We start from the raw sequence: 15,212 nt of genomic DNA, 5'->3' as shown, positions 1-15,212 counted from the left end.
CCATATTGTGGTCAAAGTCCACGGGAATTGCAAGCCACCGGAGAAACCGTCGTTTTCGGCGCATTTCGCCGCTGTAACCCGCTAAAACCCGTCGTTTCTCAAAACGGTCTTGTTATCGACCCGTCCCCGACCAGCCTTGCCCTGACCCGACGGAAGATCGCCGCGTCCGGGCGTTGCATAAAAGATACTCACCGATAACCCGAATGTCGGGACGCCCTCGGGTTTCTGTAAAAACGGCCTGTTGTCTTCAATAAAAAAGGTATAACCGACAAATCGGCCTATTAATAACAATTAAATACAAGTCGGAATCAACCGGCGATTTTCCTTATTCAGACCCCAGGGGCGCTGCGGCCAATAAACATAATGCGGCCCCCGCGTGTATCGATCGATTGTGCGTGTTGCAGATTGGGCGGACGCATCGCAGTCATTCGGCTCGACGTTTGCCCCTCTACCGCAGCGCCCATGGGCTTGGGGCCTGCGCCGGCGGTGGAGCGCGTTCAAGAACGGGAGCTCTCATGCTGGAAAAACTGAAAGTCCGTACGGGAATGACGCTGGTGCTGGCCTGCTTCGTCGTGACCCTGGCGCTGGCTTGCGGCTTGAGCTGGATGAATGCCGAAAGCAGCGTAGGAGAAATCGAAGACCTGAATAATGTGGCCGTGCACCAGGTCGACCCGCTGTACGAGGCCAATGGCGCCCTCTTGCGGACTCGGCTGGCGCTGGGCGCCGGCATCGCGAACCTCCAGGCGGGCGCCAACGACCAGGCCGCGGCGGCGGAAACGGCGGCGACCGAGCAACTGCAGCTGGCGCGGGAGCGCTTTGCCCGCTACATGGCCGTACCCAAGAGCGAACGCGGCCAGGAGCTTGCCCAGGTGCTGGAAGGCCGTTTCAACCGCTACGCCGCAGCGCTTCAGGAACTGGATTCCGCGCTGAAGGAAGGTTCGGTCGCCCGCTACCAGCAGGGCGAAGGCGCCGTGCGGCAGTCAGACACGGATTTCGCCAAGGACATGCAGGTTTTCCTGGCGCGGGTGCAGGAACGCAGCGATGGCGTGCTCGACCGCTCGCAGACGACCTATGCCACAGCCAGGGTGTCGTCCATCGTGCTGCTGTCGGTGGCCGTGCTGCTGGCCGTGCTGTGCTGGGCCTTCATCCGCCGCGGCGTGTTGCTGCCCTTGCAGGACGCGGGCCGCCACTTCGACCGCATCGCCGCCGGCGACCTGACCCAGCGGGTGGACGCCCGCTCGAACAACGAGATCGGACTGCTGTTTTCGGCGGTCAGGCGGATGCAGGACGGGCTGACCCGAACGGTGACGACGGTGCGCCAGGGCGTGGAGGAAATCAACGTCGGCGCGGCCGAGATTGCCGCGGGCAACGCCAACCTGTCCAGCCGCACCGAAGAGCAGGCGGCGGCGCTGGAGGAAACGGCGGCCACCATGGAACAGCTGGCCGCCACGGTCAAGCAGAATGCCGAGAACGCCGCCCAGGCCAATCAATTGGCCGCGGTGAGCATGGAAGTGGCGCAACGCGGCGGCCATACCGTCGGGCAGGTGGTGGCGACGATGCAGGGCATTTCGGACAGCTCGCGCCGCATCGCCGACATCGTTTCGGTAATCGACGGCATCGCCTTCCAGACCAACATCCTGGCGCTCAATGCCGCCGTCGAAGCGGCGCGCGCGGGCGAACAGGGCAAGGGTTTCGCGGTGGTGGCGGGCGAAGTACGCTCGCTGGCCCAGCGCGCGGCACAGGCGGCCAAGGAGATCAAGGCCTTGATCGAAACGTCGGTCGAGACGGTGACGGCGGGGTCATCACAGGTGTCGGCTGCCGGCCAGACCATGGAGGAGATCGTGACCTCGGTGCAGCGGGTGGCCGACATCATGGGCGAGATCTCGGCGGCGTCGGCCGAGCAGGCCGGCGGCATCGACCAGGTCACCCTGGCGGTGTCGCAGATGGACGAGGTGACGCAGCAGAATGCCGCGCTGGTGGAAGAGGCCTCGGCCGCGGCGTCGGCGATGGAGGACCAGGCGCGGCGCCTGTCGGAGGCCACCGCGGTATTCAAGACCCAGTCGGGCCAGGTGATCGAGGCCGCGCCGGTGCGGGTGACGGGCCGGGCGCCGGCCTCGCGGCTATCGCGGCCCTGACGCAGCGTGGGCCTGGGCGGGCGCTATGCCGGCCTGGGCCTGCCGGGAGCCCCCTGGCCCGTGCAGGCTACCCGTCGCCGGGCCCCTGCCTGCCGCCCTACCCCTGTTTCTTGCGGCGCAGCAACGCGTACAGGATGATCGCGCCGAAGGTGGCGGTACCGATGCCGCCCAGCGTGAAGTTGCCCAGCTTGACGGTGAAGTCGCCCGCGCCCAGCACCAGCGTGACGGCGGCCACGATCAGGTTGCGGTTGTCGCTGAAATCGACCTGGTTCACGACCCAGATACGAGCCCCGGCGATGGCGATCAGGCCGAACACCACGACGGACATGCCGCCCAGCACGGGGGCCGGGATGGTCTGGATCAAGGCGCCGAACTTGGGCGAGAAGCCCAGCACGATGGCGATCAGGGCCGCGATGACGAACACCAGCGTCGAATAGATGCGAGTGACTGCCATCACGCCGATGTTCTCGGCGTAGGTGGTGACGCCGGTGCCGCCCACGGCGCCCGACACCATGGTGGCGACGCCGTCGCCGACGAAGGCGCGGCCCAGGTAGCGGTCCAGGTCCTGGCCGGTCATGGCGCTGACCGCCTTGACGTGGCCCAGGTTCTCGGCGACCAGGATGATGGCGACCGGCACGATCAGGCCCATCGCCTCGGCCTTGAAGACCGGCGCAGCGAAATGGGGCAGCCCGAACCAGGCCGCGGCGTACACGGCGGAAAAGTCGATGGGCTTGCCCAGGTTCAGGCCATTGGCGCAGATCGCGTACACCGCGCAGGCCAGGATCAGACCGACCAGGATCAGCAGGCGCTGCACCATGCCCTTGGTGTAGACGGCGATGCCGCCCACGCACACGATGGTGACGATCGCCATGACGCTGTCGAAGCCTGAGGCGCCCATGGCGCCCTTGGCGGCGATGGGCGCCAGGTTCAGGCCGATCACCGCGACCACCGCGCCAGTCACCACCGGCGGCATCAAGGTATCGATCCAGTTGGCGCCGCCGCCCGCGCGGGCGTTGACGATCCAGACGATGACGCCGATCAGGGTGTAGGCCAGGCCGCAGGCGATGATGGCACCCAGCGCCACGCCGATATTGGCGTTGGCGCCGCCGCCGGCGTAGCCGGTCACGGCGATCACGCCGCCGATGAAGGCGAAGCTGGACCCCAGGTAGCTGGGCACCCGGCCGCCGACGAACAGGAAGAAGATCAGGGTGCCGATGCCCGACATCAGGATGGCGACGTTGGGATCGAAGCCCATGAGCAGCGGCGCCAGCACGGTGGAGCCGAACATCGCCACCACGTGCTGCGCCCCCATGGCCACGTTCTTGGGCCAGGACAGCCGTTCATCGGGCGCGATGATGACACCGGGCTCGGCGTCATCGGCCAGGCGCCAGCGCGGAAAATAGGAATTGGACATGGATTCCCCGGGGGTGATTGGTGTGAGCGGGCGCCAGTGTAAAGGGGGGCGGGAACGGGCGGCAACTTAAGTTCCCGGTCAGCATGCCGTATTAGTGGAAACCCCAGTCAACTCGATCTCTGGAGACCTTCATGGCTATCGATCCCCTCAATGGCAATTCGCGTATTGCCAATATGGCGGACCTCTGGGCGCAAAAAATCAGGGCAAACAAGGAAGCCAAGGACACCGCCAATAGCACCGCCGTGGCACCGGACGGCAAGATCCGCGTCACGAATGCCAAGGGCATGAAAGTCGGCCAGACCGAAGAGCCTGAATCGTCCGAGAACGACGACCACTACACCCGGCAGATCAAGGAGCTGCAGCGCCAGCTCAAGCGGGTCATGGAGCAGATCGCACGCGTGCGCGACAGCAACGCGTCCGCCGAGCAAAAAGCCACTCAGATGCAGACGCTGAACGGGCAGGCAGTTCAGATCATGAACCAGATCCAGCAGGTCCTGGCCGCAAAGGCCAAGGCGATGGCCAAAGCGAACGGCGGCGTGGCCGCCACGGCTTAGACGCGTTTTGCCTGCCCCGGCCCCAGGCCAGGGCCGGGGCCGTGCCCCCCCCCGGGCTGATGACGCGCATCAAAATTTCTGATTGGACGCGTGGCGGGCGCAGCCTTTAAGGTCTCCGGACAAATCAAAAAACCACGGAGACAAACCATGCATGCAATGCGCACAGCCCTTGCAGGGGCGTTGCTGGCCGCCTGCGCGGCGCCGGCCCTGGCGGGCACCGTCACGGTCATCACGTCGTTCCCGAAAGACCTGACCCAGGCCTACAAGACCGCGTTCGAAAAGGCCAACCCCGGCATCACGCTGGAAATCCTGAACAAGAACACCGTGTCCGGCATCGCCTACGTGCGCGAGACGCCGGCGGGCCAGCGCCCCGAGGTGTTCTGGGCCAGCGCTCCCGACGCGTTCGAGGTGCTGGGCCGCGACAAGCTGCTGGCCAAGTCGTCGGACGTGGCCAACAAGGACGTGCCGGACAAGATCGGCAACTACCCCATCAACGACCCGGGCGGCATGTACCTGGGGCAGGCGCTGGCCGGCTACGGCATCGTCTACAACACGCGCTACATCAAGGCCCACAACATTCCCGCGCCGGTCGAATGGAAGGACCTGCTGGCGCCGCAGTGGTTCGGCCACGTCGGCATCACGTCACCGTCGCGCTCGGGCACCATGCACCTGACCGTGGAAACCATCCTGCAGGGCGAAGGCTGGGACGACGGCTGGAACACCCTGCTGCGCATGTCGGGCAACAGCAGCGCGGTCACCGAACGTTCGTTCGGCGTGCCGGACGGCGTCAACAACGGCCAGTTCGGCGCGGGTCCGGTCATCGACTTCTTCGGCCTGTCGAGCAAGTATTCGAAGTTCCCCGTGGAATTCGTCTATCCGTCGGAAACGGCCATCGTGCCGGCCAACATCGCGCTGATCGACGGCGCCAAGAACACCGAGGAAGGCAAGAAGTTCATCGCCTTCACGCTGAGCCAGGCAGGCCAGGAACTGCTGCTGGAACCCAAGATCTCGCGCCTGCCCGTGCTGCCGTACTCGGCGCTGGCCGGCAAGGTGCCGCAAGGCTACCCGGACCCGGCCGAGATCGCGCGCCGCAGCAAGGTCCAGTTCAACGCCGACCTGTCGCAGACGCGCTACTACGTGGTGCAGTCGCTGTATGACCAGACCGTCACGTTCCGCCTGAAGGAATTGCAGGCGGCGACCAAGGCGATCTACGACGCCGAGACCAAGCTGGGCGAGAAGGCCAGGAGCGGCAAACCGGCCGAATTGTTGGCACAGGCGCGCAAGCTGGCGTGGGCCCCGCTTGTCGATGGCAAGAAAGCCGCCGACCCTGCCTTCCTGAAGATCTTCAGCGGCAACAAGAAGGACGCAGCGGTCAACCAGCAGATCACGCAGCTGGAAGGCGAATGGAACGGCACGGCCAAAAGCAATTATGAGCAGGCCGTGAAGCTGGCGCGGGAAGCGGCAGCGCTGTAACGCAGGACCTGCCGGGCGGGGGGCTCGCCCCGCCTGCGTGACCGCCGGCCCGGCCCTTGCCGCAGGCCGGCGGGCACCGCCTGTCTTCAACCACAACGGGAATCTCGATGAATCTTCCGGGCCATACCCGCCTGCCCGCCGGCCCCGTGCTGGCCGCGCTTCTGGTGCTGGGTTTCCTGGCGCTGTTCCTGGCCGTGCCGGTGGGCACCGTGTTCTACACGGCGTTCGTCAATGCGGACGGCAGCTTCACCACGGGCCATTTCGGCGCCTTCTTCAACCAGCCGCTGATGCGCGAGGCGTTCTTCAACAGCCTCTACGTCGCGGGCTGGTCCGCCCTGCTGGCCTCGTTGATCGCGGTGCCGCTGGCGTATTTCACGGTGCGCTTCGACTTTCGCGGCGCGCTCATCATCCAGACGCTAGGCGTGTTGCCGCTGATCATGCCGCCCTTCGTGGGCGCCGTGGCCATGCAGCTGATCTTCGGCCGCTCGGGTAGCGTGAACCTGCTGCTGAACGATTGGTTCGGCTTCACCATCCCGTTCATGGACGGGCTGAACGGCGTGATCTTCGTCGAGGCCCTGCACTACTTCCCGTTCATCCTGATGAACCTGGTGGTGGCGCTGCGCAACATCGACGGCGCCATGGAAGAGGCGGCCTTCAACCTGGGGTCGCGCGGGTTCCGGCTGTTTCGCCGCGTGATCTTCCCGCTGGCGCTGCCCGGATACGTGGCGGGCACGTCGCTGGTGTTCGTGAAAGTGTTCGATGACCTGGGCACGCCGCTGGTGCTGGGCACCACCAACATGCTGGCGCCGCAGGCCTATCTGCGCATCACCCAGGTGGGCCTGGAAGATCCGCTGGGCTATGTGATCAGCGTGATCATGATCGCGTTTTCGATCCTGGCGTTGTGGCTGTCGGCGCGGGTGCTCAAGGGCCGCGACTATTCGACGCTGCAAAAGGGCGGCAATTCGATTCAGAAGCGCAAGCTGCGGCCGCTGGAAAGCACGCTGGCCTATGGCTGGATCGCGCTGGTGCTGCTGCTGGTGCTGTCGCCGCACATGGGCGTCCTGCTGCTGTCATTGGCCAGCGTCTGGAGCTTTGCGCCGCTGCCCGATGGCTACACGCTGGCGCATTACGCCGCGGTGTTCAGCGAGTCACAGGGCATGATCGCCAATACGCTGCTGTATTGCGGCCTGGCCGCGGGCGTGGACGTGATCCTGGGCACCGCCATCGCCTACCTGATGCTGCGCACCCGCCTGCCGGCCCGCCAGTGGCTGGATTTCCTGGCGTCCGCCGCGCTGGCGATTCCCGGCATCGTGCTGGCGATCGGCTTGCTGCGCACGTTCCGCGGCGTGGAGATTCCCGGCACTGGCACGCTGCTGACCTCGTCGTGGATCATCATCATGATCGCGTACTCGGTGCGGCGGCTGCCGTATGCGCTGCGCTCCTGCGTGGCCTCGCTGCAGCAGATCAACGTGTCGCTGGAAGAAGCCGCGCAATCGATGGGCGCGACCCGCATGCGCACCATCCGCCGCGTGGTGGTGCCGCTGATGGCAGGCGGCATGCTGGCCGGCTTCGTGACCAGCTTCGTGACGGCGGCAGTCGAGCTGTCGGCCACCATCATGCTGGTCACCAAGGACAGCCAGGCGCCAATGAGCTACGGCATCTACCTGTACATGCAAAGCGCGGCGGGCCGCGGGCCCGGGGCCGCGCTGGGGGTGCTGGCGGTGGTGGCCGTGGCCGTCGGCACGTATGTCTCGCACCTGCTGGTGGAACGCGCCCAGGCGCGCCAGCGTCCGGCGCGCGGCGACGAGGCTTGAACCAAGGGGAAAAACATGAAGAAAGTCAGCGTTGAATGCCGCAATATCCGCCTGTCGTACGGCAAGACGGAAGTGCTCAAGGACGTCAATATCAGCATCGAGCCCGGCGAGTTCTTCGCCCTGCTGGGGCCGTCGGGGTCGGGCAAATCCACCCTGCTGCGCCTGATCGCGGGCTTCAACCGCCAGAACGCCGGCCAGTTGCTGGTGGATGGCAAGGACATCGGCGGCATTCCGCCCTGGAACCGCAACATCGGCATGGTGTTCCAGAACTATGCCTTGTGGCCGCACATGACCGTGTGGGACAACGTGGCATTCGGCCTGGTCGAACGCAAGCTGCCGCGCGACCAGATCCGCGCCAAGGTCGAGGCCGCGCTGGAACTGGTGGGCCTGTCGCAGTACGGCCGCCGCCGGCCCAACCAGCTGTCCGGCGGCCAACAGCAGCGCGTGGCGCTGGCGCGCACCATCGTGATCGAACCGCAAGTACTGCTGCTGGACGAGCCCCTGTCGAACCTGGACAAGAAGCTGCGCGTGCAGATGCGCCAGGACCTGCTCAGCCTGCAACGGCGGCTGGGCATCACCACCATCTTCGTGACGCACGACCAGGAAGAGGCGATGACCACCGCCGACCGCATGGCCGTGCTGGACCACGGCGTGGTGCAGCAGATCGGCGCGCCCAGCACGCTGTTCGACTATCCCGTCAATCGCTTCGTGGCCAACTTCGTGGGCACCATGAACGTGCTGGAAGGCAATGTGCGCGAACGCACCAGCGGCAGCGTGGTGCTGGCGGTCGAAGGCGTGGGCGACCTGCATCTGCCACTGACCGCCGAAGCGCCCGCCGCGCAGCGCCTGGCCGCGAGCTTCCGGCCACACACGGTGCAAATCGAAATGGCCGACGGACTGGGCGATGCACGCTACGTATGGCTGCCGGGCGTGGTGGAAAGCAGCGAATTCCTGGGCGAATTCACCCGCTACCAGGTGCAGGTCGGCGAGCAGCGCCTGACGGCCGACCAGTCTCACCTGGCGGGGCTGTCGCCGTTTCCGGTGGGGGCGCCTGTGTCGATCGGGCTGGAGCCGACCCAAGTGCGGCTGCTTGCCGCCTGACGCCGGTTCCCCTACAAAGGCGCCATGGAAATCTATCAGATACGCGCCTTCGTCACGGTGGCCCGGCTGGGCAACCTGACCAAGGCCGCCGACGCCCTGTCGCTGACCCAGCCCGCCGTCACGGGGCAGATCAAGGCCCTGGAACAAAGCCTGGGCGTGGCCCTGTTCGATCGCAGCGGCGGCCGGCTGGCGCTGGCCAAGGCCGGCGAAATGCTGCTGCCCACGGCAGAATCGCTGCTGGTGCTGGGCGCGCAATTCAAGTCCGAGGCGCAGCAGTTGCAGGGCAGCCTGCAGGGCGTGGTCGAACTGGGCGTGCCCAGCGAAAAGCCCGACTTCCTGCGGCTGGGCGAACTGGCCTCGGCGATTGCCCAGCGGTTGCCGCTGATCGAATTGAAAACGCAGACGCTGCCCACTGCCACGCTTGCCGAACAGGTCAGCACCGGCCGCTTGCCGGCGGCGCTGACGATTGCCGCGCACCCGCCGCGCGGGGTGTTGTGGCAACCGCTGCGCAGCGTGCGCTACCGCATCGCGCTGCCCAAGGAACAGGCCGCCGTGCTCAAGCGCGGCGGCTGGCGCGAAGTGGCGCAGTTGCCTTGGCTGGACGGCCCGGCCGGCAGCCATACCCACCTGCTGCTGCGCGACATGTTCGAACGCCATGGCCTGTCGCCGCGCGTGGCCATGCAACACGACGACCAGGCCAACCTGGAAGCGCTGGTGCGGGCGGGCGCCGGCTGCGCGCTGCTGCGCGAGGAAACCGCGCTGGCCGGCGCGGCCTCGAACGACTTCATCGTCTGGGGCCAGGCGCGCGCCGACGCCATGCTGGGCTTCATCCTGCCCTACGAACGCGCTAGCGAGCCCGCGCTGGTCGCGTTAAGCTCGGTCATTCAAGCCATCTGGAAGCCGCGCGCGCCGATCGCGCCCGACCCGCTTTGAGCCGGGCCCGCGCCCTTTCCCCACCGTATCGATATTGCAATGACTGAAATCTGGTTCATCCGCCACGGCGAAACCGACTGGAACCGCGAACGCCGCCTGCAAGGCTGGAAAGACATCCCGCTGAACGAATTCGGCCGCAACCAGGCCGGCCTGCTGGCGGCGCGCCTGCGCGAAGAAGCCCGCCACACGCCGATCCACGCCATCTACAGCAGCGACCTGCAACGCGCCCACGCTACCGCCGTGCCGGTGTCCGAGCAACTGGACCTGCGCGTACGCGTCGAACCCGGCATCCGCGAGCGCGGCTTTGGCGTGCTGGAAGGCCTGGATCACGACCGCATCGACGTGCTGGCGCCCGAAGCCGCTGCCGCCTGGAAAAGCCGCGATCCGCTGCGCCCGCTGGACGGCGGCGAAACGCTGGGCCAGTTCCAGTCGCGCGTGATTGCCACCGTGGATGACATTGCCAGCCGCCACGATGGCGAACGCATCCTGATGTTCACCCACGGCGGCGTGCTGGACATCATCTGGCGCCATGCCAGCGGCGTGCCGCTGAACGCGCCGCGCGACGCCGCGCTGCTCAATGTCAGCATCAACCGGGTTGGCGTGAAGGGCCGCCAATGGCAAGTGCTGGATTGGGGCGACGTGGGCCACGTGGCAGCCGAAGTCGGCGACGACGTCGTGCCGTGATGCCCCAGGGCCTGCCCGCCGGGCGCGGCCTGGCCCGCCAGATCTACGACTGCCCTGCCTTGTCCGCCTTGCGCGGTTTGCGCGGCGCGTTGCGCGCCAGGCGGTCGTAGACGGCATTGGGCAACAGGCGCATCAGTTTGGCCACTACGCCCATCTGCCAGGGAATCACCGTGTACGACGTTCCGCGCCCGATGGCCGCCTGCGCGCGCCGCGCAAAGGCGTCGGCATCCATCAGGAACGGCATGGAATACGGATTGTGCGCGGTCATCGCCGTGCGGATGTAGCCCGGCGCGATGGTGACGACGCGGATACCGTCGTCCGCCAGTTCCAGCCGCAGGCTTTCGCAGTAGGTCACCACCGCAGACTTGGAAGCGCTGTAGGCGCCTGCGCCCGGCAGGCCGCGCACACCCGCCACGCTGGCGATACCCACCAGCCGCCCGCCGCCGGCAGCCCGCATCGATTCCACGAAGGGTTCGAAGGTAGCCACCGTGGCGAGCAGGTTGGTGTCGACGATGGCCTTGAAGACGTCAAAGTCTTCGGTGTGGCCGGTCAGGGTGCCCGCGCTGATGCCGGCGCTGGCGATGACCACGTCCACCCGCCCCTGGCAGAAGGCAATGAAATCCTGTGCAGCGGCATGCAGCGCGGGACGATCGAGCACGTCCACGGCGTACCAGCGGTGCTGGCCCGGCAGGCTGTCGGCCAGTTCACGCAGCGCGTTTTCGCGCCGCCCCAGCAGGCCCAGCGTGGCGCCGGCCGCGGCGTATTGCTGGGCCAGGGCTCGGCCCAAGCCGCTGCTGGCGCCGGTAATGAAGACTCTGTCCATGGATTCGCCTGGGTCGGATGAAAAAAGGCGGCGCCTCCCGCCAGGGAGGGCCGCCCGATATCCTACAGGAAGGCCGGCGCCGGGGATTACAGGAAAATCAGCGCGAAGATCGCCGCCACCAACGCCCACTTGGACAGGTAGTACAGCGGCTTGCTCTTTTTCTTGAGCGCCTTGCCGAAGCGCCGCACCGCGTACACCACGCCAAAGATGCGGTTGATGCCGCCGGTGGCGTCGCCTTCCTGGTTGGGCGCCGCTGCAGCACGCAACAGGAACCCGCCCACCCCCCGGTTGAACGCCTGCGCCCAGCGGTAACGCATGGGGCGCTCGACGTCCGCGAACAGGATGATGCGGTTCTGGTCGGTCTTGTTTTCGGCGTAATGGATGAACGTTTCGTCGAACACCACCGCTTCGCCGTCGCGCCAGTGGTATTCCTGGCCGTCGACGTTGATATAGCAGTCGGGGCTGTTCGGCGTGATCAGGCCCATATGAAAGCGCAACGAACCGGCGTACGGGTCGCGGTGCCGCGGCAGGCGGCTGCCCGGGGGCAACGAGGCGAACATCGCCGCCTTGATGGTGGGAATGCCTGCCAGCAGCTGGGTCGTGACCGGACAGAGGGCTTGGGCCGACGGGTGGTCTGCGTCATACCATTTCAGGTAGAAACGCTTCCAGCCGGTCTTGAAGAAGGAATTGAAGCCCGCGTCGTTGTATTTGTCCGAGGCCTTGATGTGGCCGTCGCCATACAGGTGGACGGCCTCTGCCCGGATTTCGTCGCAGCGTTCCAACAAGACCTTCAGCTCTGGAAACTGGTCCAGATCGAGATAGGGCTTGTTGGGCACGCTGGAGAACGCGTACATGAAGCAGTTCAGCGGCGCCGTGAACGTGGAGTGATCCAACGCCTGCCGCGAGAACCGGTGCCTGACACGGCCACGGTAGTGAACTACCGTGGCGCACACAATGAATAACGCCAGAATGAACCATTTCATTCCTTTGCCCTCACCTCACTTCACTTGCAGCGCGCCCTCTGCGCGCCCAAGCATTATTTGTCAGTTAAAGACGCGTGCAGTTCCTGCAGGGGATAAACCTGCAGGCCCAAGCCCTGGCGCAGATACTGCATGCCTTCGACCGCGGCGCGGGCGCCGGCGATGGTGGTGAAGAAGGTCACGCGGGCGGCCAGCGCCTGGGTGCGGATGGTGCGCGAGTCGACGATGGCGTTGCGACGTTCTTCGACGGTGTTGATGACCAGCGAGATCTCGCCGTTCTTGACCATGTCGACGATGTGCGGACGACCTTCGGTGACCTTGTTCACGCGCTGCACGGGAATGCCGGCCGCTTCGATCTCGGCGGCCGTGCCGCGCGTGGCGACCAGCTTGAAGCCCAGGGCGTGCAGGCCGCGCGCCACTTCGACGGCGCGGGGCTTGTCCTGGTTCTTCACGCTGATGAACACCGTGCCGGAGTCCGGCAGGCGCACGCCCGCGGCCAGCTGCGACTTCACGAAGGCTTCGCCGAAGCTCATGCCCACGCCCATCACTTCGCCGGTCGACTTCATTTCCGGACCCAGGATGGTGTCCACGCCCGGGAACTTCACGAACGGGAAGACGGCTTCCTTGACCGAGAAGTAAGGCGGCACGACTTCCTTGGTGATGCCCTGGGCCGCCAGCGTCTGGCCGGCCATGGCGCGCGCGGCGATCTTGGCCAGTTGCAGGCCGGTGGCCTTGGACACGTAAGGCACCGTACGCGAAGCGCGCGGGTTCACTTCCAGCACGTAGACATCGCCGCCCTGGATGGCGAACTGCACGTTCATCAGGCCGCTGACGTTCAGGGCCTTGGCCATCATGGTGGTCTGGCGCTTGATCTCGGCGATGACGTCGGCCGACAGCGAGTAAGGCGGCAGGCTGCAGGCGGAGTCGCCCGAGTGCACGCCGGCTTGCTCGATGTGTTCCATGACGCCGCCGATGAAGACGGTTTCGCCATCGGCCAGGCAGTCGACGTCGACTTCGGTGGCGTTGTTCAGGAAGCGGTCCAGCAGCACCGGCGAGTCATTGCTGACCTTCACGGCCTCACGCATGTAGCGTTCGAGATCTTGCTGCTCGTGCACGATTTCCATCGCGCGGCCGCCCAGCACGTAGCTGGGACGCACCACCAGCGGGTAGCCGATTTCGGTGGCGTGGGCCAGGGCCTCGCCTTCGGTGCGGGCCGTGCGGTTGGGCGGCTGACGCAGGCCGAGCTTGTTGAGCAGCTTCTGGAAGCGCTCGCGGTCTTCGGCGACGTCGATGGATTCGGGGCTGGTGCCGATGATGGGCACGCCGTTGGCTTCCAGGGCGCGCGCCAGCTTCAGCGGGGTCTGGCCGCCGTACTGGACGATCATGCCGACCGGGTTTTCCTTGTGGACGATTTCCAGCACGTCTTCGAGCGTCAGGGGTTCGAAGTACAGACGGTCGGACGTGTCGTAGTCGGTGGACACGGTTTCCGGGTTGCAGTTGACCATGATGGTCTCGTACCCGTCTTCGCGCAGCGCCAGCGCGGCATGCACGCAGCAGTAGTCGAATTCGATGCCCTGGCCGATGCGGTTCGGACCGCCGCCCAGCACCACGATCTTCTTGCGATCGGTGGGGGCGGATTCGCACTCTTCCTCGTACGTGGAGTACATGTAGGCGGTACGGGTGGCGAATTCAGCGGCGCAGGTGTCCACGCGCTTGTAGACAGGACGCACGTTCAGCTGGTGACGCAGCTTGCGCACTTCGGATTCGGCCGAATCCAGCAGGAACGCCAGGCGGCGGTCGGAGAAACCGCGGCGCTTCAGTTCCCACAGGGTGGCGTAGTCCAGGTCGGCCAGCGTCTTTTGCTCGAGCGCGAGCTCGATGTCGACGATTTCCTTGATCTGCGACAGGAACCAGGGGTCGATGTGCGTGATGGCGTGCACTTCGTCCAGCGTGAAACCCTGGGCAAAGGCGTCGCCCACGTACCAGATGCGCTCCGGACCGGGCTCGCCCAGCTCGACCTGCAGCTTTTCGCGGTCGGTGGTTTTCTGGTTCAGGCCGTCGACGCCGACTTCCAGGCCGCGCAGCGCTTTCTGGAACGATTCCTGGAAAGTGCGGCCGATGGCCATGACTTCACCCACGGACTTCATCTGGGTGGTCAGGCGGGCGTCGGCGGTGGGGAATTTCTCGAAGGCGAAACGCGGCACCTTGGTGACCACGTAGTCGATCGACGGTTCGAACGAGGCGGGCGTAGCACCGCCGGTGATTTCGTTCTTGAGCTCGTCCAGCGTGTAGCCCACGGCCAGGCGCGCGGCGACCTTGGCGATGGGAAAGCCCGTGGCCTTGGATGCCAGCGCCGACGAACGCGACACGCGCGGGTTCATCTCGATGACGATCATGCGGCCATCGCGGGGGTTGACCGCGAACTGCACGTTCGAGCCGCCGGTGTCCACGCCGATCTCGCGCAATACCGCGATCGATGCATTACGCATGATCTGGTATTCCTTGTCGGTCAGCGTCTGGGCCGGCGCCACGGTGATCGAGTCACCGGTGTGCACGCCCATGGGGTCCAGGTTTTCGATGGAGCAGACGATGATGCAGTTGTCCGCCTTGTCGCGGACCACTTCCATCTCGAATTCCTTCCAGCCCAGCAGCGATTCTTCGATGAGCAATTCGCTGGTGGGCGAGGCTTCGAGGCCGCGACGGCAGATGGTTTCGAATTCTTCGGCGTTGTAGGCGATGCCGCCGCCCGAACCGCCCATGGTGAAGCTGGGGCGGATGACGGCCGGGAAACCCGAGGTGCCGACTTCGGACGCGATGCGGCGCTGCACTTCCCAGGCTTCGTCCATCGTGTGGGCGACGCCCGACTTGGCCGACTCCAGGCCGATGTCGGTCATGGCCTGCTTGAACTTCTGGCGGTCTTCGGCCTTTTCGATGGCGTGCTCGTTGGCGCCGATCAGTTCGACGTTGTGCTTTTTCAGCACGCCGTGGTGGGCCAGGTCGAGCGCGCAGTTCAGCGCGGTCTGGCCGCCCATGGTGGGCAGCAGCGCATCGGGCTTTTCACGCTCGATGATCTTTTCGACGGCTTGCCAGGTGATGGGCTCGATGTAGGTGACGTCGGCCGTTTCCGGGTCGGTCATGATCGTGGCGGGGTTGCTGTTCACCAGGATGGTGCGGTAACCCTCGGCCTTGAGCGCCTTGCACGCTTGCGCGCCGGAATAGTCGAATTCGCAGGCCTGCCCGATGATGATGGGGCCGGCGCCGATGATGAGAATGCTTTTTAGGTCTGTACGCTTGGGCATGA

Annotated in this window: 11 protein-coding genes; 7 read left to right on the top strand and 4 right to left on the bottom strand. The window is 65.8% G+C overall.

Translation table 11 applies throughout. The features are described 5' to 3' along the window. The first annotated feature begins 515 nt into the window (after window positions 1–515). Entirely contained in the window at window positions 516–2,135 is a 1,620-nt protein-coding gene (locus tag AC3WMR_RS17325; protein ID WP_492264033.1) for a methyl-accepting chemotaxis protein, read from the top strand. Window positions 2,136–2,232: 97 nt separating this feature from the next. On the opposite strand, the gene AC3WMR_RS17320 is transcribed toward AC3WMR_RS17325, so the two are convergent. Beyond that, window positions 2,233–3,549, bottom strand: a complete 1,317-nt coding sequence (locus AC3WMR_RS17320) for a solute carrier family 23 protein (protein ID WP_492264034.1) — start codon at window positions 3,547–3,549, stop codon at window positions 2,233–2,235. A gap of 131 nt (window positions 3,550–3,680) precedes the next feature. Here AC3WMR_RS17320 and AC3WMR_RS17315 point away from each other — a divergent pair, with 131 nt between their 5' ends. From AC3WMR_RS17315 to AC3WMR_RS17290, 6 genes are all read left to right on the top strand, one after another. After that, entirely contained in the window at window positions 3,681–4,103 is a 423-nt protein-coding gene (locus tag AC3WMR_RS17315; RefSeq protein WP_492264035.1) for a FlxA-like family protein, read from the top strand. 147 nt (window positions 4,104–4,250) lie between these two features. After that, on the top strand, window positions 4,251–5,576 hold the full coding sequence (locus tag AC3WMR_RS17310) for an ABC transporter substrate-binding protein (protein WP_492264036.1): 1,326 nt from the start codon (window positions 4,251–4,253) through the stop codon (window positions 5,574–5,576). Window positions 5,577–5,683: 107 nt separating this feature from the next. Next, complete coding sequence (locus tag AC3WMR_RS17305) at window positions 5,684–7,390, top strand: ABC transporter permease (protein ID WP_025139571.1); 1,707 nt, start codon at window positions 5,684–5,686, stop codon at window positions 7,388–7,390. Window positions 7,391–7,405: 15 nt separating this feature from the next. Beyond that, window positions 7,406–8,491 carry an ABC transporter ATP-binding protein gene (locus tag AC3WMR_RS17300; RefSeq protein ID WP_492264037.1) on the top strand — a complete coding sequence of 362 codons (1,086 nt, stop codon included), beginning with the start codon at window positions 7,406–7,408 and terminating at the stop codon, window positions 8,489–8,491. A 24-nt stretch (window positions 8,492–8,515) separates the two neighbouring features. Continuing rightward, window positions 8,516–9,424, top strand: a complete 909-nt coding sequence (locus tag AC3WMR_RS17295) for a LysR family transcriptional regulator (RefSeq protein ID WP_492264038.1) — start codon at window positions 8,516–8,518, stop codon at window positions 9,422–9,424. Between the two features lie 39 nt (window positions 9,425–9,463). Beyond that, a complete protein-coding gene (locus AC3WMR_RS17290; protein WP_492264039.1) occupies window positions 9,464–10,108 on the top strand; it encodes a histidine phosphatase family protein in 645 nt (214 codons plus the stop codon). Between the two features lie 43 nt (window positions 10,109–10,151). Here AC3WMR_RS17290 and AC3WMR_RS17285 read toward each other — a convergent pair whose 3' ends face one another. The 3 genes from AC3WMR_RS17285 to carB form a co-directional block, all read right to left on the bottom strand. Next, window positions 10,152–10,931 carry an SDR family oxidoreductase gene (locus tag AC3WMR_RS17285; RefSeq protein ID WP_492264040.1) on the bottom strand — a complete coding sequence of 260 codons (780 nt, stop codon included), beginning with the start codon at window positions 10,929–10,931 and terminating at the stop codon, window positions 10,152–10,154. 86 nt (window positions 10,932–11,017) lie between these two features. Then, the gene (lpxO, locus tag AC3WMR_RS17280; protein ID WP_492264041.1) at window positions 11,018–11,914 is read right to left on the bottom strand and encodes a lipid A hydroxylase LpxO; all 897 of its coding nucleotides are present in this window, start codon (window positions 11,912–11,914) and stop codon (window positions 11,018–11,020) included. Window positions 11,915–11,967: 53 nt separating this feature from the next. Beyond that, window positions 11,968–15,210, bottom strand: coding sequence for a carbamoyl-phosphate synthase large subunit (gene carB / locus AC3WMR_RS17275; protein WP_492264042.1), 3,243 nt, complete (start codon window positions 15,208–15,210; stop codon window positions 11,968–11,970). Window positions 15,211–15,212: the final 2 nt, after the last annotated feature.

The organism is Achromobacter sp. FW305-C-28 (assembly GCF_058783235.1).
The sequence above is the reverse complement of the archived record's forward strand: the minus strand, read 5'-3'. Positions and strand labels throughout refer to the sequence as shown.